At 33.0% G+C, this 23,863-nt stretch carries 23 protein-coding genes and 1 tRNA gene; 10 read left to right on the forward strand and 14 right to left on the reverse strand.

The window, feature by feature from the left end; translation table 11 throughout:
- Nucleotides 1–2 precede the first annotated feature (2 nt).
- Nucleotides 3–1,409: an FISUMP domain-containing protein gene (locus FUA24_RS09475; protein ID WP_148541707.1), complete on the forward strand. Its 1,407-nt coding sequence runs from the start codon at nt 3–5 to the stop codon at nt 1,407–1,409.
- A gap of 13 nt (nt 1,410–1,422) precedes the next feature.
- Nucleotides 1,423–1,728, forward strand: coding sequence for a hypothetical protein (locus FUA24_RS09480; protein WP_187388234.1), 306 nt, complete (start codon nt 1,423–1,425; stop codon nt 1,726–1,728).
- 69 nt (nt 1,729–1,797) lie between these two features.
- Here FUA24_RS09480 and FUA24_RS09485 read toward each other — a convergent pair whose 3' ends face one another.
- Complete coding sequence (locus tag FUA24_RS09485) at nt 1,798–2,976, reverse strand: hypothetical protein (RefSeq protein ID WP_148541711.1); 1,179 nt, start codon at nt 2,974–2,976, stop codon at nt 1,798–1,800.
- A 132-nt stretch (nt 2,977–3,108) separates the two neighbouring features.
- Nucleotides 3,109–4,392 carry a fumarylacetoacetase gene (gene fahA, locus FUA24_RS09490; RefSeq protein ID WP_148541713.1) on the reverse strand — a complete coding sequence of 428 codons (1,284 nt, stop codon included), beginning with the start codon at nt 4,390–4,392 and terminating at the stop codon, nt 3,109–3,111.
- A 213-nt stretch (nt 4,393–4,605) separates the two neighbouring features.
- On the opposite strand from fahA, the gene glyA reads away from it, so the two are divergent.
- Nucleotides 4,606–5,880, forward strand: a complete 1,275-nt coding sequence (glyA, locus tag FUA24_RS09495) for a serine hydroxymethyltransferase (RefSeq protein WP_148541715.1) — start codon at nt 4,606–4,608, stop codon at nt 5,878–5,880.
- Between the two features lie 65 nt (nt 5,881–5,945).
- Here glyA and FUA24_RS09500 read toward each other — a convergent pair whose 3' ends face one another.
- From FUA24_RS09500 to FUA24_RS09540, 9 genes are all read right to left on the reverse strand, one after another.
- Entirely contained in the window at nt 5,946–6,665 is a 720-nt protein-coding gene (locus FUA24_RS09500; RefSeq protein WP_148541717.1) for a GNAT family N-acetyltransferase, read from the reverse strand.
- The gene (locus FUA24_RS09505) at nt 6,662–7,111 is read right to left on the reverse strand and encodes a DMT family transporter (protein ID WP_148541719.1); all 450 of its coding nucleotides are present in this window, start codon (nt 7,109–7,111) and stop codon (nt 6,662–6,664) included. The genes FUA24_RS09500 and FUA24_RS09505 overlap by 4 nt, the downstream gene beginning before the upstream one ends.
- A 51-nt stretch (nt 7,112–7,162) precedes the next feature.
- A complete protein-coding gene (locus FUA24_RS09510; RefSeq protein ID WP_148541721.1) occupies nt 7,163–7,762 on the reverse strand; it encodes a Crp/Fnr family transcriptional regulator in 600 nt (199 codons plus the stop codon).
- Nucleotides 7,763–7,764: 2 nt separating this feature from the next.
- The gene (locus FUA24_RS09515; RefSeq protein WP_148541724.1) at nt 7,765–9,330 is read right to left on the reverse strand and encodes a hypothetical protein; all 1,566 of its coding nucleotides are present in this window, start codon (nt 9,328–9,330) and stop codon (nt 7,765–7,767) included.
- Nucleotides 9,331–9,388: 58 nt separating this feature from the next.
- Nucleotides 9,389–10,153, reverse strand: coding sequence for a carboxypeptidase-like regulatory domain-containing protein (locus tag FUA24_RS09520; RefSeq protein ID WP_148541726.1), 765 nt, complete (start codon nt 10,151–10,153; stop codon nt 9,389–9,391).
- 312 nt (nt 10,154–10,465) lie between these two features.
- Entirely contained in the window at nt 10,466–11,485 is a 1,020-nt protein-coding gene (locus FUA24_RS09525; protein ID WP_148541728.1) for a UDP-glucose--hexose-1-phosphate uridylyltransferase, read from the reverse strand.
- A 22-nt stretch (nt 11,486–11,507) separates the two neighbouring features.
- Nucleotides 11,508–12,656: a galactokinase gene (gene galK, locus FUA24_RS09530; protein WP_148541730.1), complete on the reverse strand. Its 1,149-nt coding sequence runs from the start codon at nt 12,654–12,656 to the stop codon at nt 11,508–11,510.
- A gap of 11 nt (nt 12,657–12,667) precedes the next feature.
- The gene (locus FUA24_RS09535; RefSeq protein WP_148541732.1) at nt 12,668–13,558 is read right to left on the reverse strand and encodes an aldose 1-epimerase; all 891 of its coding nucleotides are present in this window, start codon (nt 13,556–13,558) and stop codon (nt 12,668–12,670) included.
- Nucleotides 13,559–13,567: 9 nt separating this feature from the next.
- Nucleotides 13,568–14,560 (reverse strand): GntR family transcriptional regulator, encoded by a 993-nt coding sequence (locus FUA24_RS09540; protein ID WP_148541734.1) that lies wholly within the window; start codon nt 14,558–14,560, stop codon nt 13,568–13,570.
- A gap of 144 nt (nt 14,561–14,704) precedes the next feature.
- Between FUA24_RS09540 and FUA24_RS09545 the strand changes: the two genes are divergently transcribed.
- The 5 genes from FUA24_RS09545 (at nt 14,705) to FUA24_RS09565 (ending at nt 20,662) form a co-directional block, all read left to right on the forward strand.
- Nucleotides 14,705–16,348 carry a sodium/sugar symporter gene (locus FUA24_RS09545; protein WP_148541736.1) on the forward strand — a complete coding sequence of 548 codons (1,644 nt, stop codon included), beginning with the start codon at nt 14,705–14,707 and terminating at the stop codon, nt 16,346–16,348.
- 164 nt (nt 16,349–16,512) lie between these two features.
- Nucleotides 16,513–16,586 (forward strand) — tRNA-Arg (locus FUA24_RS09550).
- Between the two features lie 900 nt (nt 16,587–17,486).
- Complete coding sequence (locus tag FUA24_RS09555) at nt 17,487–18,635, forward strand: COG1470 family protein (protein WP_148541738.1); 1,149 nt, start codon at nt 17,487–17,489, stop codon at nt 18,633–18,635.
- A 2-nt stretch (nt 18,636–18,637) separates the two neighbouring features.
- Nucleotides 18,638–19,588 (forward strand): ABC transporter ATP-binding protein, encoded by a 951-nt coding sequence (locus tag FUA24_RS09560; RefSeq protein ID WP_148541740.1) that lies wholly within the window; start codon nt 18,638–18,640, stop codon nt 19,586–19,588.
- A gap of 6 nt (nt 19,589–19,594) precedes the next feature.
- Nucleotides 19,595–20,662, forward strand: coding sequence for an ABC transporter permease (locus FUA24_RS09565; RefSeq protein WP_222861343.1), 1,068 nt, complete (start codon nt 19,595–19,597; stop codon nt 20,660–20,662).
- Nucleotides 20,663–20,737: 75 nt separating this feature from the next.
- Here the strand turns inward: FUA24_RS09565 and FUA24_RS09570 are convergent, their stop codons facing one another.
- The 3 genes from FUA24_RS09570 to FUA24_RS09580 form a co-directional block, all read right to left on the reverse strand.
- Nucleotides 20,738–20,920: a hypothetical protein gene (locus FUA24_RS09570; protein WP_148541742.1), complete on the reverse strand. Its 183-nt coding sequence runs from the start codon at nt 20,918–20,920 to the stop codon at nt 20,738–20,740.
- A 200-nt stretch (nt 20,921–21,120) separates the two neighbouring features.
- The gene (locus FUA24_RS09575; protein ID WP_148541744.1) at nt 21,121–21,477 is read right to left on the reverse strand and encodes a hypothetical protein; all 357 of its coding nucleotides are present in this window, start codon (nt 21,475–21,477) and stop codon (nt 21,121–21,123) included.
- An 11-nt stretch (nt 21,478–21,488) separates the two neighbouring features.
- The gene (locus FUA24_RS09580; protein ID WP_148541746.1) at nt 21,489–22,439 is read right to left on the reverse strand and encodes a DnaJ C-terminal domain-containing protein; all 951 of its coding nucleotides are present in this window, start codon (nt 22,437–22,439) and stop codon (nt 21,489–21,491) included.
- A gap of 368 nt (nt 22,440–22,807) precedes the next feature.
- Here FUA24_RS09580 and FUA24_RS09585 point away from each other — a divergent pair, with 368 nt between their 5' ends.
- Both FUA24_RS09585 and FUA24_RS09590 read left to right on the forward strand, forming a co-directional pair.
- Nucleotides 22,808–23,284: an Hsp20/alpha crystallin family protein gene (locus FUA24_RS09585; RefSeq protein ID WP_148541748.1), complete on the forward strand. Its 477-nt coding sequence runs from the start codon at nt 22,808–22,810 to the stop codon at nt 23,282–23,284.
- A gap of 85 nt (nt 23,285–23,369) precedes the next feature.
- The gene (locus FUA24_RS09590) at nt 23,370–23,804 is read left to right on the forward strand and encodes an Hsp20/alpha crystallin family protein (RefSeq protein WP_148541750.1); all 435 of its coding nucleotides are present in this window, start codon (nt 23,370–23,372) and stop codon (nt 23,802–23,804) included.
- The last annotated feature ends 59 nt before the right edge of the window (nt 23,805–23,863 follow it).

Raw genomic sequence — 23,863 nt, forward strand, 5'->3', positions numbered from 1 at the left:
TTATGAAAAATTTTTCAATCGCTTTTTGGGTAGTTTTAATTTCATGTAATCTTTATGCTCAAAAAGGGGACTTAAAGTTTGCTGAAAAAGCATTAAAGGATGGTAAGGAATTTAACGCCGCTTATTTTTCCGCTAAGGCATTAAATCATCCCAAGGCATCTAAAAGAATTGTAAAAAGAGCTCACAAGATTTTAAGTGAGTATGTTTCTAAAGGATTTGATTATAGGGAAAATGAGATATCGTCTTATACTAAAAAATTACAAAATTATGATAAAGATGAATCTGTAAAAAACGCTTCAATAGTTGTTCAATTTACACAAGACCTAATTGATTATAAGACAGTATTGGATGAAATTCCAAATGACCGATTAGCTCCTCCTAAAAGTAAATCTCCCCCAGTTGTAGTTCCTGAAAAAGACTATTCTAAAGCTTTAAAAAGTGCTATAAATCAGCTAAATGAAATTAAAAAGAAAGCGTCCTTAGATTATTTGAAAGAAGCTCGAGAGCTTTCTAAAGAAAAGATGTTAGATAAATTAAAAGAATCCTTTTATAAATATGAAAAAGCAATAAAGTTGGATAATTCAGTTGTGGAATCTGTAAGAAATGAAAAAAATGCATTAGGAATTAGGATTGGGAAATTAATGTTAAGTGAAGCAAACTCCCTATATTTTTCCCAAGGTTCTTCTTTTAATGATAAGGAGCTGGCGATAGAAATCTTGGAGAAAGCATCGAAATATTCTGAAGAGGAAGAAATAAAAAAGCAAAAAACAAAATTGGGTAATGACTTATGTGAAGTTTATTATTTAAAGGTGAGAAATCTGCTTGAGCTTCCTTTAAAAAGACAGGAAGAAGGAACTAATAAAAATGAGAAAGCAAATACGACTGTAAGTGGTATGAAGGTTTCTTTCGATAAAAACAAAGCTATTCAGGACATTAAAAACAGACAACTAAAAACATCCAATTCATCTCCAAAAAGAAGTACGATTTTAGCGGGGAATTCTAATGCAGTGATAAGTTCAACTAACTTAGATAATAGTCATCAAGCAATAGCTTTCTTGGATAGAATTAAGAAGATTAATCCATCTTATAAGGACACCAAATACCTTATGCAAATAGCTTTAAAAGGAACTTGGTTAATAGATTATAGAGATAATAAAAAGTATGCTACTGCTAAAATAGGTAATCACATTTGGATGACTACGAATTTAGATTTTAATGCTTCTGGATCTGAGTATAAAACCTATTGCAAAGATGGAAAGGTAGTTGAAGTTAAGAAATATGGTCGGTTTTATAATTGGTATTCCGTTATGAAAAATTCAAGAAGTGAAGGTAGTCAGGGAGTTTGCCCTAAAGGATGGCGGGTACCTTCGGTAGAAGATTATAGAACTCTACAGAACACTATTCTTTAAAACCTATTGGACGATGTTTAATCCTCAATTTGGGTCTAATAATATGAAACCATACCCCACAAATGATCCTTGTACAAAATGGGCTAGCTTTCAAATAGGTTATTACTGGACTTCGACACCCAATAGCGGAAAAAATCTAAATACAAATACTATTTTAAAATCTGCAGCTTATGCTACATTTTCAAATAGTAGGTACCTTTCTGCTAAGTCTTTGAGTACTAGTTTTACAGAAGGAGAATCTCGAAATGAACATGAAAATACTAGAAAACTTTTTATGAATTGTCGTTGTGTTAAGGATTTTGTTTTGAAGACAAACTAGAATTAATTCAAAAGAATAAAATAGACGAAGATAGAAATGAAAAACGCCCATTTGGGCGTTTTTTTAGTTTTAGTTAAACCGTTGTTTGGCAATAATGTTTTTAAGTTTTGCTTTTAGGTCTTCACCAGTATCATAAACCATTTGTTCATTAGTAGGGAAGGGCACACGTCTATTATCCAATAAACGTCTGTCTTCTTTTTCTAATGCACGTTTATCGCCACGGTATCTGGCAAAAACGTTTTCAAATAAAAAACCACTATCAAAACTAAATTCATCTATAAGCTGTTTGGTTTTTAAATCGGCGTAAACCACATCAGCAATAATTTGAGATTCTTTTGTTTGTATGAATTCATTAAAGCGCGCTTTCACTTTAATGATTTTATCAATTTTAATGTCGTTACCTAAACTATCTTTCATAACGTTACCATTCCGATCCTTTTTGTATTTCCATCCATCAACAACTTCACGTTCCCTAATAAACTCACGTTCCTTAAGACGCTCAGGAGAAATGTTTATCTGTTTCAACTGCAATTGCATAGAGAAATCGTAGGCTATATCATTACTAGGATTGGCGTGATACACCGTCCAAAACTGATTTAAACCGTATGTGTTAAAATTTAACAAATCATCTTCTAAACGTTGTGGAATAACTTGTCTTGTTTGATTATTTATAGATACCAATACATAATGCGTACCTCTTTCATGAGCTTCGGCAAGAAGTTCATGGGTTTTTTCATAATTAGGATTGATATTTTCTAAATAATCTAGAGTACGATAGGCTTCCCTAATAGTGTATTTATTGTCAGATTCAAGTAAATCAATGCCTTTTTCATAAAGATAATCAGAAAGTTGTGCTTTGCTTTCGGCAATTTCATCGCTATAGTCTTTAAAATCAAATGTGATGTTTTTACCGTTTACGTATAGCGGAAGGATAGGTTTAATAGCTTCTTGTCTTGCATCTAAATCGGAATACAATTCAAAAATGTTCTTAAGAAACTCTGGGTTTCTGTCTTTTTTAAAATGCTTAATTGTATTCAAATCGCGTTCAACAGATTTGTAATACGCATCTTGAAGCATTAAAACGTATTCGGCTTTACGCTTTTTATTTTTGTTCGTTCTTAGTTTTTGTAATGCTGTAGTAATAGCATGGTCATAGTTACCAGTGTTAACAGCCTGTTCTACTTGCTTTTTAGCACTACAAGCAACTAACAATGTAACGATAGTAGAAAAAAGTAGTAGTTTCTTCATTAGGTTAAAATTTTAGGTTATTTGGAGTGTATTTCAATAGTAATGCCAAATTTAAACAAATTTGGCATTATATTCTTAAGTATCTGTTATACAGATTGTTATTTGTGCATATTTATAGTGGTACAATTCCGTTTATTTTTTCGTATAAACTGGTAATAATTCTGTTTTAACTTCACCAAAACCAATTCTAGTACCATCATTTTCACAGTAACCACGCATGATAACCGTGTCATGGTCGTTAATGAATTTACGTTCGCTACCATCATTCATTTGTATTGGTTTTTCACCGCGCCAAGTTAATTCTAACATAGAACCGTAGCTATCTTCAGTTGGACCAGAAATGGTACCACTTCCCATCATATCACCAGAATTTACCGGACAACCGTTAATTGTATGGTGTGCTAATTGTTGTGACATGTTCCAATACATATGTTTAAAATTAGATTTGCTAACCACAGTTTCTTTAGCTCCTTTTGGCTGAATAGCAACTTCTAAGTTGATATCAAAACTCTTCTTACCTTTATATTGAAGGTATTCTAGTTGTGGTTTAATTGGTTTAGGTCCTTGTACTCTATATGGTTCTAAAGCGTCTAAAGTAACAATCCACGGAGAAATAGATGATGCAAAATTTTTAGCTAAAAAGGGGCCTAGAGGCACGTATTCCCATTTTTGAATATCTCTGGCGCTCCAATCATTAAACAGCACTAATCCAAAAATATATTCTTCAGCTTCTTCAACAGGAATTGGTTCTCCTAAATCGTTAGCAGCTGTTGTTATAAATGCCATTTCTAATTCAAAATCCACTAATTTACTCGGGCCAAATACAGGTTCCGTAGCATCTTTTGGTAAGGTTTGCCCTTGCGGCCTGTGTACTGGAATACCAGAAGGGATTATAGAGGAACTTCTACCATGATATCCTACCGGAATGTGTAACCAATTAGGCAACAAAGCATTATCTGGATCTCTAAACATAGTTCCCACGTTAGTTGCATGTTCTATGCTTGAGTAAAAGTCTGTGTAATCGCCTATTTCAACTGGTAATTGCATTTCAATTTCATCTAATCGAAATAATACAATTTCCTTATGCTTAAGGTTGTTTTTTAAAGAGTCATTATCAGCATCAAAAATCTCAGCTATTCTATTTCTTACGGCACGCCATGTTTGTCTTCCGTCAGCAATGAAATCATTTAAAGTATCTTGAAGAAAAATGTCATCTGTTAGAGGAATTCCATCAAAGTATCCTAATTGATGCAAGGCACCAAGATCTATTGCAGTATCTCCAATACGTGTACCTATTGTAATAATATCATCACGTGTTAGAAAAACTCCAAAGGGAATGTTTTGAATTGGAAAGTCTGAATGTTTATCTACGTGTAACCACGATGTTCTATCTGGATTGTTAGCTGATAATGGCATAACTCTATATTGATTTAGGATTATTGATTTCTCTTCAAACGTACATATTTTTTTTGATTTTAACAGAAAAAATACCGTAAATCAAACAAAATTTAAAAATCGATAAAATGGTTGATAAAATGGTTCAAAACTTATGCGTAATTATACGTTTTTTGATGTTTAAAACTATTCTATTTCCTATTTTTGCGGGATAATTAACCATAATTTAATTTTATGCAACGCGACGAACAAATTTTTGAATTAATTGATGCTGAAAAAGAGCGTCAGTTACATGGTATTGAACTTATAGCATCAGAGAATTTTGTTAGTGACCAAGTAATGGAAGCTGCAGGTTCTGTTTTAACCAATAAATATGCTGAAGGCTACCCTGGTAAACGTTATTATGGCGGTTGTGAAGTTGTAGATGAAGTAGAGCAAATTGCTATTGATAGAGCTAAAGAATTATTTGGCGCTGCATATGTAAATGTACAACCTCACTCGGGAAGTCAAGCTAATACAGCGGTTTTTGCGGCTTGTTTAAAACCTGGAGATACTATTTTAGGATTTGATTTATCTCACGGTGGTCACTTAACCCATGGATCTCCTGTAAATTTTTCGGGAAAATTATATAACCCAAAATTTTACGGAGTTGAAGAGGAGACTGGTGTTTTAAATTATGATAAAATTCAAGAGATTGCCACTAAAGAGCAACCAAAATTAATCATTGCTGGTGCTTCTGCCTATTCACGTGATATTGATTTTAAACGTTTTAGAGAAATTGCTGATAGTGTTGGAGCAATATTAATGGCAGATATCTCTCATCCTGCAGGCTTAATAGCTAAAGGTATTTTAAATGATCCAATTCCTCATTGTCATATAGTAACAACAACTACTCATAAAACATTAAGAGGACCAAGAGGTGGTATGATTATGATGGGGCAAGATTTTGAAAACCCATTTGGTATTACTTTAAAAAGTGGAAAATTACGTAAAATGTCTTCTTTATTAGATTCTGCTGTTTTCCCTGGTAACCAAGGTGGACCATTAGAGCATATTATTGCTGCAAAGGCTATTGCTTTTGGGGAGGCTTTAACAGATGAGTTCTTAAATTACCAATTACAAGTTAAAAAGAATGCTGCTGCTTTAGCTGATGCTTTAGTAGCTAAAGATTATAAAATCATTTCTGGAGGTACAGATAACCACTGTATGCTAATTGATTTACGTAATAAAAATGTTTCAGGTAAAGAAGCTGAAGAAGCTTTAGTACTGGCTGATATTACTGTAAATAAAAACATGGTACCATTTGATGACAAATCTCCATTTGTAACTTCTGGTATTCGCTTAGGAGTTGCGGCTGTAACTACTCGTGGATTAAAAGAAGATGCTATGATTGCTATTGCTGATTTAGTTGATGAAGTGGTAACTAATCATGAAGATGAAGCTGTATTAGCTTCTGTAAGAGAAAAGGTAAATGCTATGATGGCCGATAAGCCTTTGTTTGTAGCATAACAATTTAGATATTCGATATTAAAAGCCTGCTATTAAGTAGGCTTTTTTTATGTGCAAATGCGAGGTCATTGCTTTAGTTTGTAATTTTCCATTGTAAAATCTTTAATAAAACCTAATTTGGAATATATATTTTTAGCCATATCTGAAGCTTGTAAAGTCATTAACTTATAATTCATATTGATAGCATCATTAATAAGCTGTACCATAATATCATAGGCATAGCCTTGCTTTCGTTGATTGGGAAGGATACCTAAACAGTGAACACCTGCTGTTTTATCAGTATGAAATATGAGTACACAACCTACTAATTTTTCATTATCATAAACTAAATAAAAATTGGTTTTGTTTTTTAGTTTCATGACAACATGCTCACTAAAATTGTAGTTAAATGCTGCTTTAAAGGTGATACTCCATAATTTGGCATCATCTTTATTTTCAACTTTAATTAGATTCAATTCCCTTTTTGAGTGAATTGGTTTTTCCAATGCTAAACTCATACCGTGTTGAATAAACTTAAGTTCAAAGCTGTCATTTATAAACAATTCTTGATTGTTGCCATTATCGAAATTTGAAAATGTTAGCGTTTGGTTTTTGATCATTTCTTCTTTTATGGCTTTTAAACTTTCTGTAGAAATACGATTATTTATCCAAATTTTATTCGGCCATTCGGAGTTTTGAATTGTTGAAGCGCTATGAAACTTATTGAAGGTATAGCTATCAAATAACGTTCCTGCTAGTTGCCATAAACTGGTTAAGTTTTCTAAATTCTTATTTGTAGTATTCATTTTGTATTGATTAAGATTATAGCAATTATCATAAAAACACTACCCAAAGCTCTTTTTATGGTTATTGGTTCAACCGGTAAATTTAACCAGCCATATTGACCAGCGATTAATGAAAAAAAGAGTTGTCCGCAAAGCCCAATCGCTATCATTTTAGAAATACCTAATTTAGGTATGGTAAAAAAATATAAGGAAATACCTAAAACGCTAAAAACACCACCAGCAAACCACAAATACCAAGGTACTTGGTTCATAATATTCAATTTTATAAAACGTCCGTTTAAGAAAAAGATAATAGCACCACCAAGTATAGTGCTGGTTAATGAAGTAAAGAAAACCGCTGCTAAGGGCTGTTTTAAAATGGAACCTAATTGCGCATTAAATCCAGCTTGAATTGCCAGAAACATACCGCCAAAAAGTGCTAAAGATTGTATGAGTAATTGTTTCATGCTGCAAAGATGAAAAGCTTTATTGCTTTTTTTCTTTACATATGTTGAGTATTATTTATTTTCTTTAATAGTTTTTCGAATTCTGCTTAATTGGGTAGGGGTAACACCTAAATGAGAAGCTATGTAGCGGAGAGGAATATTATCTGCATTTTTATGCTTTGCTAAGAAATTAATATACCTGGTCTTGGCGTCTTTGGTTACAATATCAATCTCTATTTGTTCTTTATCAATAACCCAATTTTTTTCTAAATAGGCAATGTAGAAGTTCTTTAAATCGGAATTAGATGCTAAAAGCGCTTTAAACTTTTTAAAGTTAAAACTTAAAAGGGTACAAGGTTCTATGGCCTCTAAGGCAAATTCAGAGGGTTTGCCTGTTAGGGTAGAGACTAATGAGCCCGCAAAATGCCCCTCTAAAAATATGTTTTTATGATACAAATCACCATCAGAATTTAGAAAACAGGAAACCATTACCCCTTTATATATAATATGAATATCTTTTGAAATCTCCCCAAAACCCAATAAAGAAGTCCCTTTGTTTAATTGATTTATAGAGACAATAGAATAAAGTAAGTCAACGCTATTTTCATCTAATATAAAGTACCTGTTAAATACGGATTTTATAAACGACTTATGATTAGAAGACAAATTCATAGTTAGTCCTCTTCTGGAAAAACAATATGTTGATAAGCCCCTAAGTCTGGTGAAGCAGTTCTGTTAACGTTTAAAATATCTGTAGGAACTTGACTTGCAAATACGGATAAGCCTTTATTGATAGCAGCAGATTCTTCTCCAATTATGAGCATATTTAAATCTGGATTTTTAAAATTAGGGTCTTCATTAAAAATATTACCTTCATAATGACTCAAATCATTTAAATCATAATTAGGACCGGTAAAATTGTTACTATTATCTTGGAAGCGTATTAAACAGTTGGTAAACTTAAAATTAAAGTCTATGGAAGCCTCTTCAACTTCATCTAAAAGTATTTCGGGGTTATCGTTCCCATAGATAATACAGTTATTAAAGTTGGCCTCTACTAAATCTGTAACAATTGCATTACCATCATCATCTAAAACAAAATTATTTAGTAATAATGATGGGAATTGTCTGAAACCATTACCCCAATAATTGGCAATAGTACAATGGGTAAAGTTGTATTTACCACCAAGGGTTCCTGCAAAAGAAGATAGACCTGAGTTATTGATTACCACATTTTCAGCTTTTATAGAGCTATTTCTACCTAAAATTCCAAAATTACTTGAGTTATACACTTGAGTATTGGTTATGGTAAGTTTATCATTTATATCCGAGGCATTTCCATCACATAATATTCCTACTAATGCATTTTTTATTGTTGCATGGTTTATACTGTTATTTGTGCTTCCGTCTAAAAACCAAATAGTTCCCCATTGCCCTGGTCTTTCAGAAAAGTTTGGTTCTAAACGATCTCCTTCAAGAATAACTTCATTTTCCAATAATTCCGAATCTGAACTTAGACTTCCGTTAATCTGAAGAGATGCTCCCGAATTAACAATAATACCCGAGTTTTCGTGAAAATGTAAACGTGCCCCGGGATTAATAGTTAAAGTTTCTCCACTTGGCACTGCTGCAAAACCATAAATAACATATGGTTTCTCATTGGTCATGGTTAACTCGGAAGACAATAATTCTCTACCTTGTAATTCCGTTTCAACTTGCTCACCATCTATGTCTAGAGCAAGTGTTTCAATTACTTTGGTTGTGTTATCTCTATTTGGGTAAATAAAAACAGCATCCTTTACCAGAGTTACCAGTTCAACTTTCTGTTGATTGGCTCCTGCATCAAACTCTATTTGGTCCGTATAGAGGTATTCTCCATTTGTGTTGGGTAATGTATTAATGTTGATAGTAGATTCGACGAAAATAAACAGACTATCTTTTGCTAAAAGTTCAATGTTTTCAAATTCTTTTCCTGCTATCCCATCTACACTTAACCTATAATTAGAACTTTCCCCTAAAGCTAATCTAACAGTAGGTATGGAGATATCATTATTACTTCGGTTATATACTTTTAAGTTATATGTACTTGAACCTATATTGGTAAATACCGTATCTAGATAAACGGTGTCTTTTGAAAATTCTAAGTTTCCAGTACTTGGTGAGAATTCAAAATCCTTTCGGCAAGAACTCCAAAGGGTTAAAAAAATTAAGGTTAAGGTAAAGTAGAGGTAACGGCTCATTAAACATTATTTTACGCTAAAATATAACTTTTGAAATTAGGATTTATTATCTCCAGACTTAATTCTTTTCAGAAGTTTTAGGCACCTTATTCTCTTCGAGGATATTGCTAAAATCATTCCCCAATTTATAAATGGTATCCAATAGCTCTATGTTCTCTTTAGTTGATAAGAGTTCACAATTTAAATTTTGAGCTTCAATATATTCGAAGAATAAGAATTTATAGTCTTTAGGAATACCCAATTGGTCAAATATGAGCTGGTTATTAAACAATTTGCTATTAGAAAACAAGGAGTCTATTTGATTATAATTTATGAGCTTAATTTCATACTTTTTCTTTTTTTTCAATAATTTGGTTACACCAATTAAGTCTATGAGCCTACCAAGATCTATTCCTGCGGAATAAGATGATTTTGGTTTATACAGATGGGGGTTGTTTTTAATGTCATTGGCTAAAGCAGCACCAAAATCTGCGGTATAGGTCTTAGCTTCAAATTGTTTTTCTTTTTCGTTAGTTAATAGTACTTCTTCTAAATCGTTTACTCTTTTTTTAAGTTCGAAGACCTGAACGTTGGTAAAATGTTCTTCGGTAATTTTTGTTTTCTTTTGAATATGAAAAAATGACTTAAACAATAAAACGTCTCCAGAAGAAGTATTCATCTTAAAGCTGCCTTTTACATCTGAATATGTAGTATCCTTCTTTGTTAAGTTTATAATTAAAGCACCTTTAACGGTGGAGTCTTCGTCATAGATTTTGCCTTGAATCTTTTGAGACAGGCAAATGCTAGGAAGTACGATAAGAATTAGTGTAATTGTTTGCTTCATTCAACCTTAATATTGAGGTCAAGGTAGAATAATAAGTTGTTGAAGATGAGTAATTAAGAATATTTAACACCACTTTTAGAAAAAAATTAACGCTTCGGAATTAATTTGTTTACATGATAAATGTCATGAGATTTAGATCTTAGATATGGTATATTTAATTGTGAATTTTTTGCAGACTTTAGGTTATTGCGATTGGATAAAAAATTAGTAAACAATTTGTTTACTTGGTTTTATGCCGACTCTAACATAAAGCTCGAAAAAAAAGCCCTTGTTATGAACAAGGGCTTTTTGGTTGCTATTAACATAGAGAGATTATACTAAATCTCTTATTACTTTAGCAGCTTTCTCAGCTGATATATCACGTTGTGGTGTTCCAAACATTTCGTATCCAACCATAAATTTCTTAACAGTGGCACTACGTAATAGTGGTGGATAGAAACTCATGTGCCAATGCCAATGACTATTGTCTTTTCCATTAGTAGGCGCTTGATGAATACCACTAGAATATGGGAACGACGTATTAAATATTTTATCATAGGCTTTAGTTAATACAGAAATTGCTTCGGCATATAACAAAGCTTCATCATCACTCATTTCTAGAATATTAGTTTGGTGTTTTTTAGGAGCTATCATAGCTTCAAAAGGCCAAACAGCCCAAAATGGAACTAATACAACAAAGGCGTCATTTTCATAAATAATACGTTCTTTTTTGTCTAGTTCTTGAGCTAAATAATCCCCTAAAATACTTCTGTTCTTTTCTTTAAAGTAGTTTAATTGCTGTGTGTCTTTTTTAGCAACTTCATTTGGTAGGGTAGATTGACTCCAAATTTGACCATGTGGATGCGGATTACTACATCCCATAACAGCACCCTTGTTTTCAAATATTTGTACGTAATTAATTAAGTCATTTTCTCCTAGTTCTTTGTACTCTTTTTGCCATGCGAAAACCACCTTTTGAATTTCTTCAGGTTCCATATCTGGTAAACTCTTAGAGTGATCTGGACTAAAGCAAATTACTTTACATATTCCTTTTTCACTTTCGGCAACTAATAGACCATCATTAACTGAAAAGTCCGGAGAGTCACTTTGAAGCGCTGCAAAATCATTGGTAAAGATGTAAACATCTGTATACTCTGGATTTACTTCACCATTAATTCTTGTATTTCCAGGACATAAATAACACTCAGGATCATAACTAGGCCTTTGTTCATTGTTAACGGCTTCATTTTGTCCTTGCCAAGGTCTTTTAGCTCTATGAGGAGATACTAAAACCCATTCACCTGTTAAGATATTCAAGCGTTTATGCGAATAATCTTGTAAATTACTATTCATTTTATAGTTAAGTTAATGTTGTTTATTTTACTACGTGTGTTCCGTCTGAAAGCTCTACAGAATAAAAAGAGCAATCCATTCCAAATTTTTCTCTATATGGTTCAGAAACTAAAGCTTTAAATTCCTCTTCTTTACCTTTTTCTATTAGGTTGATAGTACAGCCTCCAAAGCCACCACCCATCATTCTGGCTCCAATAACATAATCGGTACTCTTGGCTTTTCCAACTAAGAAATCTAACTCTTCACAACTTACTTTGTATTGCTTAGAAAGTCCTTCATGAGACCCATAAATTAAATCACCTAGGGTTTCTAAATCATCTTCCTCCATAGCTTTAGAAGCTTTTCTAGCTCTATTGTTTTCTTGAATTACATACAAAGCTTTTTGATAGTTCTCTGGAGTAACTTCGTCTTTAATAGTAGCTAAATCGTCTTCGGTAGCATCTCTTAAGGCTTTTACATTTAAAAGTTTAGAAATGTTCTCACAAGCAGAGCGTCTGTCGTTATAGGCGCTATCCGATAAGCTATGTTTTACATTTGTATTAATAAGGATTAATTGATGATCTTTGAAATCTATTTTAAAAGGTTTTGCTTTAATAGTTCTACAATCTAATAATAAAGCATTGTCTTTAACACCAAACATACTTGCGTATTGATCCATAATACCACAATTAACACCAACATAGTTGTGTTCTGCCTTTTGAGAGATGAAAATCATATCTTCTTTGCTTAGACCTAAATCAAATACTTCATTTAAACCATAAACCACACTGTTTTCTAAAGCGGCAGAAGAGGACATACCTGCACCTCCAGGAATATCACCTTTAAAGACAATATTAAAATTACCTATGACCTTATTCCTGTTTTTAATTTCTGCAACAACCCCTAAAATGTAATTTTCCCAACTACCTTCTTTTAAAGGTTTGATTTTATCTAATTCAAAAGCAACTTTACTATCTTTATCTAAGGCATAAGCCGATGATACTGCAGAGTCAGTTTTTTGAATTGCAGCGTAAATTCCTTTGTTTACAGCACCCGGAAATACAAAACCATCATTGTAATCTGTATGTTCTCCAATTATATTTATTCTACCAGGTGAGAAAATTAAAATAGGTTCTTCATTAAATTCTCTAATAAAGACCTCTTTAACATCATTAATTAAGCTTTCTCTCATTATTTATATTGTTAGTTGTTTTTTAATGTTAATTTCCAAGTAATGCTATACGAGTCATCTGGATTAAGTGTTTGTAATCCAATTTCGTTATTAAAACTATCTGATACCCCTGTGGTAGGTTCTATAGCAATTGTATTCTCTTTTGGAGGCGTATAAACTTGCAGAAAGTTATTAGTACCAGTGGCATTAAAATGTAAGTTATATGCAGGGGTTTTAAACACAACTTCATCCGAATCTAAAATCCAGCAATCATCAAGTTGTTGCCCTTCTATTTTAATAGCTGTTGAAGTATCTGTATCAATAACACCAGTGGTAATATTTCTATCTCCTAAAACTATTTTTTGCGAACTATTTAACTTTAAAGCACTTTCAAATAAGTTACCGCTTAAAAAATAAGGGTGCCATCCAAGTGTAAAAGGGAAGGCTTTGTCATCTGTATTATCTACAGTAACCTTTAACTCTAAAGTTTCTTTTGTAAAAATATATTCAACCTGAATTTTATAAGTATAAGGGAAGCCCGGGGATTCCTTGGTTTCTGCATATTCTAGTAACACTGAAGTTGCGTTTTTATCAGAATTAGTACTTATAACTTCAAATGTTTTGTTATAAACTAAACCATGTAGAGCATTGTTTTCTTCTTTTTGATTGGCTTCAAACTGAAAATCACTACCATTAAAGGTATATTTTCCATCTTTAATTCTGTTAGCAAAAGGAAACAGAATAGATGAAGCAAAAGTATCGGCATAAGTTAATGGCGATAAGTCTTTGATTATTTCGTGGCCATCAAGAGTTAATTCTTGTAAACTGGCCCCCTCATTGAGAATAATTTTTGCAAAAAAATTGGTCTCTGAGTTTTCTATTTCTAAATAGTTTAATGCTTTGTGGTGGTTTATGTTATACATTAAGTTTAGTTATATGGAGTTGCGTAATATTAAGTTATGTGGGTTTTCTAGTTGAATCTGTTCTTTATTAATAATCATTTCAGCTAAACGTTTACCCATTAGATTAAAGTCTGTAGATATAGTTGTAATTCCGCCTTCAACAAGTTCTTTTAATAAGGTATCATTATATGATATAATACCAATATCTTTGGCAAGTTTTAGCTTAGACTCTTTCATCTTTTTAATAATTCTAAGCAGATTTTTATCATCTGGAATTATATATAAATCTCCTGTTTCGGGGCTTTTGTCTTTTAAAGAATTAACAATAGAAAAGTTTAACGCGTTCTTTTTGCAAAACTTTGTAAACCCTTTTAACATGCCGTAAGGCTGCTTATTTTCAGAATTAACTAGAATTAGATTCTTATATTTTTTTATAAGATGTTTGGCTTCATTGAGATTATCAAAAATCTCCTTTTTAAAGTTTTGATAAACACCAGGGTAACCCGCTAAATCTTCAGGAATCTGATCTAAAATATAAACCTTCTCTTCCGATAGGTCTTTAATGATTTCTTGAGTGTTATCTATATTAGCTGGCATTATAACGTAGTAATTATAATCGCCCAAATTGTCCTGAATAAGTTTTTTAAAAATATTTCTATTGAAATGGTGGAAATAAATATCCACTTGGATATCATTTCCAAGGTTTTCTAAAAAAGAATTATATAAATCTTCTTTAAAGGAATTAAGTTCGTCGAATAGAAGGAATATCTTTTGTGTAACGCTAACATTTTCGCTTGATATGTAATAGCCCTTGCCAACAACAGATTGAATAATACCTCTATTCTTCAATTCATTAAAAGCCATTAAAACGGTATCTCTTGATAGTTTATGGTCGTTTTTAATCTGATTAATAGAAGGAATTTGATCTCCTTTTTGTAACGTACCAGAAACAATCAATTCCTCGATAGAATTAATTATCTGTTTATACTTGGGTATCCCTATTTTACTTTTAACTTTTATCATAAGAAGCGCTACAAAGATAAATAAAAAAAACAAAAAACCTACTAGACCCTACCAGTTTGGTTTTTTAAATAAAAATACTAAGGTTTTTAAAATTAAATTTCTATATTTGAGTTCGATTTTCACTAACTAAACTAATATTTTACAATGACAGCAGGATTTGATACGTGGGACTATGTAGTCTTTATTGCTTACGCCATATTAATTTTAGGTGTAGGATTATGGGTGTCTAGAGATAAAGATGGACACGAAAAAAATGCCGAAGATTATTTTTTGGCAAGTAAATCTTTACCTTGGTGGGCCATAGGAACCTCTTTAATAGCGGCAAACATTTCGGCAGAACAGTTTATTGGAATGTCTGGTTCTGGATTTGCCCTAGGATTAGCTATTGCTTCTTATGAGTGGATGGCAGCACTTACCTTAATTATTGTTGGTAAATACTTCTTACCAATTTTTATTGAGAAAGGGCTTTACACCATTCCGGAATTTGTTGAAAAACGATTTTCTACTAATCTAAAAACAATTTTAGCTGTTTTCTGGTTAGCACTTTACGTATTTGTAAACCTAGCTTCTGTATTGTATTTAGGAGGTCTGGCTATTGAAACCATAATGGGTATTGATATGATGTATGCTATTATTGGTTTAGCACTTTTTGCGGCGGCCTATTCTTTATATGGAGGTTTATCTGCTGTTGCATGGACAGATGTTATTCAAGTTGTGTTTTTGGTTCTAGGTGGTCTTGTTACTACTTATTTAGCGTTAAATGCTGTATCAAATGGAGAAGGTGTATTAGCTGGTTTCTCTCAGGTAATGGATGCTGCACCAGAGAAATTTCATATGATACTAGAAGAGACTAATGAAAACTACGATAACTTACCTGGTATTTGGGTTCTAATTGGTGGTTTATGGGTTGCTAATATCTATTATTGGGGGTTCAATCAGTATATTATTCAAAGAACTTTAGCAGCCAAATCTCTGAAAGAATCTCAAAAAGGTATTCTTTTGGCAGCTGCGTTAAAGCTTGTTATTCCTTTAATAGTTGTAATACCTGGTATTGCGGCATATGTTATGGTAAACGACCCTGAAATTATGGCTAGATTAGGAGATATTGGTCAATTAAATATGCCTTCAGCAGAAAAAGCAGATAAAGCTTATCCGTGGTTATTACAGTTCTTACCAACTGGACTTAAAGGTGTGGCATTTGCTGCCTTAGCTGCAGCGGTTGTATCTTCTTTAGCGTCTATGCTAAACTCTACTTCTACAATATTTACAATGGACATTTATAAAGAGTATTTTGATAAAAATGCTAGTGATAAGAAAACAGTTAATGTAGGTAGAGTATCTGCTGCTGTTGCTCTTGTTATTGCAGTTATTGTGGCGCCATTATTAGGAGGTATTGATCAGGCATTCCAATTTATACAAGAATATACTGGATTAGTAAGTCCAGGTATATTAGCGGTATTCTTATTAGGTTTATTCTGGAAGAAAACTACAAACAGTGCTGCTATTTGGGGAGCAATAGCTTCTGTGCCAATTGCATTGGCATTAAAGATTTTACCTGCTAAGGTAGAAGCTTTCGAATGGTTAACACCTTGGATGCATCAAATGGGATTAGCTACGTTATTATCTATGGTTGTAATTATGATTATTAGCCAAATAGAAAATAAAGGAGAAAATGATGCCAAAGGGATTTATTTCTCTAAGGATTTATTTAAGACAAGTCCACTTTTTAATATAGGATCTTTTATTGTAATGATTATTCTTGCGTTCCTATATGCTAAGTTCTGGTAATAAATAGCATAAATATTATAAAAGCGCCATAGTAATATGGCGCTTTTTTGTTTTGTTTAAGTTGTAAATGCTTTTTTATGAAAGGAATACATATTATTATAAAAATTATACAAATTTCTTTTGGTTAGATTTATGTTTAATTTTATATTTGCAACCGCTTTAATGGTCGCGTAGCTCAGCTGGATAGAGCATCTGCCTTCTAAGCAGACGGTCACAGGTTCGAATCCTGTCGCGATCACTAAGTAATTTATCAAAAATTGTCAAAACCTTGCAAACTATTTGATTTGCAAGGTTTTGTGTTTTTAAGGCCTTAATATTTTTTGAATTCATTTGAAATTAAAGGATAACAAATCGGTCAACAGTTGACAAATTTAAAAAGTTGTTGACCGAATAAGGGTTTAAAATTCTTATATTCAGGTAGTTGTATTTGACTTTCGTCTTGGTAAATGTTTAACTAAAGACGATAATTATGAAAACCCGTTCAACCTTTAGCCTTTTGTTTTGGGCTAATACTTCACGCATTAAAAACAATCAAGTTCCTGTCTATGTTAGAATAAAATCCATTTTATGAAACAAAAACGGTTTGTGGCATGGATTGTTTTGGTTTAAATCGGTCATTTTAACTTTTTTTAACTTTTATGATTTTCTTGATTTTTTAATTTTATCGAGAATTTGAAATAATTATATCATGCAATTTATTAAACAAGAAAAGAGTCTTTCGCCCGCTTTTTCTGTTTGGTCAATTGAAAAAGCTTCAAGCAAGATAAAGTCAAATAGTATTACAGGCGGGCTAACTCAGGAACTACAATTTATCCTGAATTCATTTCGATTAATTTTTCCTATACTTCTTTTAGGAATTAAACTGTTTGAATTTAAGTTTTACAGATAATTAGTCAATCTTATGTATTAATAGACTTTCAGGTTTATTATAGTCTTTCTTTTTATTAATAATATTTCCCATCGTTCTATTTCTTTTAACGAATACTTGGTAATACGCAAGCTTCATTAGAAAAATAACCAAGGAATAATTCAATGCTTAAAAAAAAGGATAGTTGCTAGTAGTTACACCTGGGCAATCTTTTAATATTCAATCATCAATATTTTTCGAACATATTTAAAAATTATAAAATAGTTTTTTATGACAACCAAAAAATTACACTTAGAGACGTTTTTATTTTCACTAGCTTTTTTATTCTTTTTTAATTTCACAGCGCAAGCAGGTAACGGAATAACTTTGTATACGCCATATACAAATGTTTCGGTTCCTCCCGGAGAATCCATTGATTATACCGTTGATGTTAAAAATTATGGAAGCCAGTTAAGGCACGTAGACATTTCGTTGTCGGGATTACCTAAAGATTGGAGTTCCAGTTTAAAAGCGGGAGGCTACAGTATTAATAGAATTTCAGTACTTCCCGGAGAGAAGAAATCAGTTTCCCTGACTATAAATGTACCTTCAAAAGTTGATAAAGGCACATATAAAATTAGGGTGATTGCCAAAAACTACGATGTACTACCCGTGGTCATTGACGTGTCAGAACAAGGTACTTATAAGACTGAGTTTACCTCTGACCAGATAAATATGGAGGGACACTCCAAGTCAAATTTTAATTTTTCCGCTAAACTAAAAAACCATACGGGAGAGAAACAATTGTATTCATTGCTTGCAAAAGTGCCACGTGGCTGGAATGTAATCTTTAAACCAAATTATAAGCAAGCTACTGCCGTTGAAATAGAACCAGGAAATACGGCAAACATTAGCATCGAGGTAAAACCTCCTTATGGTATAAAAGCTGGAACTTATAAAATACCTGTTCAAGCAGCTAATAAATACAGTACGGCTAATTTAGAACTAGAGGTGGTCATAAAGGGCTCTTACGATTTAGAACTCACCACCCCTACAGGATTATTAAGCTCTAGTATTACTTCTGGTGACGAGAAAAAAATAGAATTTGTGGTTAAGAATTCGGGTTCCAGTAGGTTAAGTGATATTACCTTTAATTCGTCAAAGCCTAAAAATTGGGAAATTTCAATACAACCAGATATTATTCCTTCCCTAGAAGCTGGTGCTACGACGCAGGTTTATGCTACAATTAAATCAGCAGACAAATCCATTCCTGGAGATTACATATCCAAAATTACGGCTAAAACTCCTGAAATATCTTCAACAGCATCGTTAAGGGTTTTAGTGAAAACTCCTTTATTATGGGGTTGGTTGGGTATTTTAATAATCCTAGGAACCTTATTTGCCATTTATTATCTGTTTAAAAAATACGGAAGAAGATAATCATGGAAAATTGCATAGAAATATCTGGTTTAACCAAAAAGTATGGAACTCATTTAGCGGTAGATGATTTAACACTTTCTATAGCGAAAGGGGAGATTTTTGGTTTACTTGGACCTAATGGCGCGGGTAAATCAACTACCATTCTAATGCTGCTTGGTTTGACCGAAGTCGATTCTGGACATGTCAAAGTCTGCGATATAGACGCAACACGACATCCATTGGAAGTTAAACGTAAAGTAGGCTACTTGCCCGAAGACGTTGGTTTTTATAATGACTATTCTGGACTGCAGAATTTAGTATATATAGCGCAACTAAATAATATTCCGATTAAGCAGGCTAAAAAAGATGCCTTGCTCATATTAGAAGAGGTGGGGCTGTTAGATGCAAAAGACAAAAAAGTTGGAACATATTCCAGAGGAATGCGTCAACGGTTAGGCTTAGCAGAGGTTTTGATAAAAGAACCTGAGGTCATCATACTTGATGAACCAACTTTAGGCCTTGACCCCGAGGGAGTGCGGAAGTTTCTTCAGTTAATTGTTGAACTAAGTAGAAAGAAAGGCATAACAGTACTTTTTTCATCTCACCATCTGCACCAAATACAGCAAGTATGTGACCGTGTTGGAATATTCGTCAAGGGTAAGCTATTGGCAGAGGGAAAAATAAGTGACCTCGCTGAACAATTATTTTCCAAAAATACTTTTACTACTGAGCTTGGAATAACAGATAGCAAAGAGATTACAGATACCACGTTGAATGAAATTACAGAGAAAATCAGCACAATTAAAAATGTGGCTAAAGTGACATCACATGGGAGTCATTTTTCGATAGAATCAAAAAGTGATGTTTCTGGAGAACTATCCAAACTTATTGTGGGCTTGGGGTACGGTATCAGTTACTTGACTAAAAAGGAATACGGGTTGGACGATATTTACCATAAACATTTTCAAGAATAAGATACAATGAACACTAAATTAAATAATATAAGTCTTTCAATACCAAAGAGAACTAAACTTATGGAATTTATCAATTCTATAGAGTTATTTAGGAGAAATGAGAATGCCGATGCATCTCATTCCCTTATGGCTCCATTTAAGGTAATGGTACAAAAGGAGATTTCCGACCATATAAGAAATTGGCGGTTCATTATTTTATTTGCCATTATATCATTAGCTTGTTTGGGAACACTGTTTTCTACATTATCGGATAGTGCTAAAATACTTGCTACCAGTAATTCAGGAAATACATTCTTTTTTCTGAATTTGTTCACCAAATCAAATGGTACATTGCCTTCTTTTTTTGTGTTTGTAGGTTTTTTGGGCCCCTTATTTGGAATTGGATTGGGATTTGATGCGATTAGTTCAGAGCAGAATAGGGGAACATTAAGTCGTGTTATGGCACAACCAATTCCGAGGGATTATATAATTAACTCTAAATTTCTGGCGGGTATCATTGTAATAAGCGTAATGCTTTTTGCTCTAAGCTTTTTGGTTTTGGGAGCAGGCTTGGTCGCTCTTGGAACGCCACCAACGGCAGAGGAATTCATGCGAATAGTTATTTATACAATACTAAGTATTATATACGTTTCTTTTTGGCTCAACCTATCCATTTTGTTTTCGGTACGTTTTAGACAACCTGCAACTTCCGCCTTATTGGGATTAGCTGTTTGGTTGTTTTTTACAATTTTTTATCCTCTAATTGTGAATATTATAGTTAAGGGTTTCGAACCGGGTAAATATGCCATGCCAAGTAAAATCTTTATTTATCAAAAATTAAAGTTTTACCTGGTACAAATCATGCCTAATGAACTATTCGACCAAATTACTTCTGCCCTTTTGGTGCCATCGGTTCGAAGTTTAGGGCCCCTAACAATGGAGCAAATGCAAGGAGCTATTCCAAGTACATTGTCAATAGGACAAAGTATTCTGCTCGTATGGCCACAGGCCACAGGTTTACTTTCCTTGACCCTTCTTTGTTTCTTGTTTTCATACGTGATTTTCATGAAACGCGAAATTCGCTCTAGGGGTTAGGTTTCTTCATGGATCTATCATCTATCCAAAAAATAAAGGGACTGTTTTTACAGTCCCTTTTGCTTTGATATAAAATTAAGCCGAGGTGGCTTGTGAAACCGTACTGGTAGAGTTGCTAAATTGATACTCCGTACTGTGAAGCATTTTAGTGTACAGGTTTTCATTGACTGTCACGGGGATTTCCAGATTTGGAAATTTAATTTGGTACTTTTTTCCCTTCTTACCAATAAGACGAACTTTAACGGGATCTTTCTCCATAATTTAAAATTTTAAAAAGTTAAACCATAAAAAATTATCAGTTTTCCTAGGACAAATTATATGCCAAATTAATGGTGGTATCTAGGATGCAGGGATTTTGGTTTTGAATACTTCCTTTTGAAAGTCAAAGGTGTCATATTGACATTAGTAAAAACCATTTTGTTAAATATCTAGATTACTAATTAGGAAATTTTTAAGAATTATATGCCTTCCAGTATTTCACAGAAGCTTAATTGAATTCTATTGGCAAACTTACTTCCCGGGGGCAAGTTGAGTAATACTAAAAACCATCCTTTTTGGGTCATTTTAAAATCTTTAAAGACCGTTCCTTTTAGTTGTGTGTAAACTGGCTTGAAATGCTCTTCTAAAACCATTCCCGTGGCCTCCATAATGGCCATAGCATGCTTTACAGCCTTCCCGATATCTTCTTTAGGAACACCTTCATATACCAAATCGCTAACCAGATACTTCATTCTAGTAGCCAATAAGGCATCGATAAAAACTTTTAGTCCGTCATCTTCATTGATATATTTTCTTTTGTAAACCGTAACTTTCATTTCTCAAAATATTAAACTGTTGAATTGCGTTTTTCAGTTGAAATTTGTTGTAATTTTTTGAATAATTGTTCTTCTTCAAAATTTAAACTCTTAGGAAGCTCCACATTGATTTTCACCAATAAGTCTCCATAGCTATTGCTATTATATTTGGGCATTCCTTTACCCTTTAGCCTTAATGTTTTACCGCTTTGAGTTCCTTTGGGGATAGACATGTTTACATTGCCTGTTATTGTGGGTATTTTGATTTTTCCTCCTAAAACAGCTGTGTAAAGGTCAATGTTCATATTAGTGACCAAGTTGTTCCCATTTCTTTCAAATCTTGGGTCGTGATTGACCCTCAATACGATATAAAGATCTCCTGAGTTCCCTGAATTTACCCCTGGCTGTCCTTTTCCTTTTATCTTCAGTTGTTGTCCGTCGTAAGAGCCTGGTTTTATGGTAATCCTTAACTTTTGCCCATTGAGTTCAAAGGTTCTCTTGCTTCCATGATAAGCTTCAAGCAAAGTGATTGGTAGTTCTGCTTGTATGTCATTGCCTGTGAACCCTTGCCGGGTTCTTTTAGAACTGTTGGCAAACCCGCCTTGGTTGCCTTCTCCAAAGAACATATCGAAAAAACTGGAAAAACCACTATTCCCTCCGAAAAACTCAGATGGGTCTCCTTCATAATAGAATGTCCGCCCTCCATTGGTTTGGGATTGGTTTGCATACTGTCTCCAGTCACCTCCGGCCTGTTCATAGGCTTGCCAATTAGCTCCTAATGTATCGTATTTTTCCCTTTTTTCGGGGTCACTCAATACTTCGTTGGCTTCATTGACTTCTTTAAACTTATCCTCTGCGTCTTTATCTCCCGAATTCTTGTCAGGATGATATTTAGCAGCTAGTTTTCTATATGCCTTTTTTATGTCTTTTGGTGTTGCATTCTTTTCAACACCAAGGATTTTGTAATAATCTTTATATTCCATTTGGTGCTAAGTTTTTAGGTGTTGAATTCTTATAATTGTACACTTTTGGTAAATTATTTCTACACTATTTTTTATTTAACAATAGGCAAAATAAATACCATTCTTTATTTCGTATTAGTAGTGAAAACTTGAAGGCAAAAATGACAGAAAAATTGATTTAAAAAAGAATAAAACATGTCATAACGACATGTTTTACTAGTGTTAAAAATGACAATATGGCTGGTTTTTGTTTTGATATTTGTATTATAGATGCACCAAAATGATAAAAACATACATTTTTCATTTTGGCATTCAATTTGCCAAATACTATTTGAAATCAAAACAGAATTTTCTCTTTGTTTTAATGTTTAATTTAAATTTTTATTATTATGAGCACTTTAGTTAATGTTTCTAAAAATGGAGGTTTATCAAATGTTAATTCAGGTTTAAACTTCCCTACATTGTCAAGTTGGATTGACGATATCTTTAATAGAGACCTGTCACCAGTATTTACTTCTAACTTTAATACTGGAATCACTTTACCAAAAGTAAACATCAAAGAAACAGCAGATGCTTTCGTGGTAGATATGGCCGTCCCAGGGCTTAAAAAATCCGACTTTAATATAGATTTAGACAATCATATATTATCTATCTCTACAGAGATTAAAGAAGAAGGCGAACATCATGAAGACTACTATACTCGTAGAGAGTTTGGTTATTCTTCGTTTAAAAGAACTTTTACTTTACCCGAAAGTGTGGATGATGGTAAGATTGATGCTAAATATCAAGACGGTATCTTAAGTATACACTTGCCTAAGAAAGAAGAGGCAAAACAGAAGCCTGCTAGGACTATCCAGATTTCATAATTGTTTGATTAGTTTTTTGTTTGGTTAAGATTGGGGCTGGTTACCCAGCCCCTTTTTTAAAACGTTGAACCTAAATTTTTGTAAGATGAGAACATTTGGCAAAGAGGTGGGTAAAGCAAAAAGTCCCCCTTCCTTATTTAAAAATATCAAAGAAAAATTGCAATCTGTATTTTCGATTGTACGAAAGAAATTAGTGCCTAAGCTTGTGAATCAAATAAGTCAGGAAGATACGGCATTCGAATTTTCTATGAAGCTCCCTGGCCTAAATAAAAAAGATGTTAGGATTGAGATAGAGGGCAACACAATGATTATTGGTGCTAATAAGATCAAAGCTGAAGAATCAAGATATAAATACGGAGTTCGAAGAAAATTAATTCGTAATAGTGTTTATCGAGTCATTGAAATCCCCTTGGATGCTGACCCAGATAAAATTTGTGCCGAAATGAAAAACGGTACTCTGAAGGTTAAAATCGCAAAGAAAGAAAATATAAAGTTTAAACGAATCCTAAAAGTTGCTTAAGTGTGATGACCAGCATACAATACTAAAAGGAGGTGAAAAGCTTGAAGTTAACATTTTAG

It is taken from the genome of Seonamhaeicola marinus (assembly GCF_008085455.1).

What these genes read in the sequence shown, in the direction of transcription:
- FUA24_RS09475 (WP_148541707.1), top strand. Translation starts at nt 3, where the DNA reads ATGAAAAATTTTTCAATCGCTTTTTGGGTAGTTTTAATTTCATGTAAT.
- FUA24_RS09480 (WP_187388234.1), top strand. Translation starts at nt 1,423, where the DNA reads ATGTTTAATCCTCAATTTGGGTCTAATAATATGAAACCATACCCCACA.
- FUA24_RS09485 (WP_148541711.1), bottom strand. Translation starts at nt 2,976, where the DNA reads ATGAAGAAACTACTACTTTTTTCTACTATCGTTACATTGTTAGTTGCT.
- fahA (WP_148541713.1), bottom strand. Translation starts at nt 4,392, where the DNA reads ATGCCATTATCAGCTAACAATCCAGATAGAACATCGTGGTTACACGTA.
- glyA (WP_148541715.1), top strand. Translation starts at nt 4,606, where the DNA reads ATGCAACGCGACGAACAAATTTTTGAATTAATTGATGCTGAAAAAGAG.
- FUA24_RS09500 (WP_148541717.1), bottom strand. Translation starts at nt 6,665, where the DNA reads ATGAATACTACAAATAAGAATTTAGAAAACTTAACCAGTTTATGGCAA.
- FUA24_RS09505 (WP_148541719.1), bottom strand. Translation starts at nt 7,111, where the DNA reads ATGAAACAATTACTCATACAATCTTTAGCACTTTTTGGCGGTATGTTT.
- FUA24_RS09510 (WP_148541721.1), bottom strand. Translation starts at nt 7,762, where the DNA reads ATGAATTTGTCTTCTAATCATAAGTCGTTTATAAAATCCGTATTTAAC.
- FUA24_RS09515 (WP_148541724.1), bottom strand. Translation starts at nt 9,330, where the DNA reads ATGAGCCGTTACCTCTACTTTACCTTAACCTTAATTTTTTTAACCCTT.
- FUA24_RS09520 (WP_148541726.1), bottom strand. Translation starts at nt 10,153, where the DNA reads ATGAAGCAAACAATTACACTAATTCTTATCGTACTTCCTAGCATTTGC.
- FUA24_RS09525 (WP_148541728.1), bottom strand. Translation starts at nt 11,485, where the DNA reads ATGAATAGTAATTTACAAGATTATTCGCATAAACGCTTGAATATCTTA.
- galK (WP_148541730.1), bottom strand. Translation starts at nt 12,656, where the DNA reads ATGAGAGAAAGCTTAATTAATGATGTTAAAGAGGTCTTTATTAGAGAA.
- FUA24_RS09535 (WP_148541732.1), bottom strand. Translation starts at nt 13,558, where the DNA reads ATGTATAACATAAACCACCACAAAGCATTAAACTATTTAGAAATAGAA.
- FUA24_RS09540 (WP_148541734.1), bottom strand. Translation starts at nt 14,560, where the DNA reads ATGATAAAAGTTAAAAGTAAAATAGGGATACCCAAGTATAAACAGATA.
- FUA24_RS09545 (WP_148541736.1), top strand. Translation starts at nt 14,705, where the DNA reads ATGACAGCAGGATTTGATACGTGGGACTATGTAGTCTTTATTGCTTAC.
- FUA24_RS09555 (WP_148541738.1), top strand. Translation starts at nt 17,487, where the DNA reads ATGACAACCAAAAAATTACACTTAGAGACGTTTTTATTTTCACTAGCT.
- FUA24_RS09560 (WP_148541740.1), top strand. Translation starts at nt 18,638, where the DNA reads ATGGAAAATTGCATAGAAATATCTGGTTTAACCAAAAAGTATGGAACT.
- FUA24_RS09565 (WP_222861343.1), top strand. Translation starts at nt 19,595, where the DNA reads ATGAACACTAAATTAAATAATATAAGTCTTTCAATACCAAAGAGAACT.
- FUA24_RS09570 (WP_148541742.1), bottom strand. Translation starts at nt 20,920, where the DNA reads ATGGAGAAAGATCCCGTTAAAGTTCGTCTTATTGGTAAGAAGGGAAAA.
- FUA24_RS09575 (WP_148541744.1), bottom strand. Translation starts at nt 21,477, where the DNA reads ATGAAAGTTACGGTTTACAAAAGAAAATATATCAATGAAGATGACGGA.
- FUA24_RS09580 (WP_148541746.1), bottom strand. Translation starts at nt 22,439, where the DNA reads ATGGAATATAAAGATTATTACAAAATCCTTGGTGTTGAAAAGAATGCA.
- FUA24_RS09585 (WP_148541748.1), top strand. Translation starts at nt 22,808, where the DNA reads ATGAGCACTTTAGTTAATGTTTCTAAAAATGGAGGTTTATCAAATGTT.
- FUA24_RS09590 (WP_148541750.1), top strand. Translation starts at nt 23,370, where the DNA reads ATGAGAACATTTGGCAAAGAGGTGGGTAAAGCAAAAAGTCCCCCTTCC.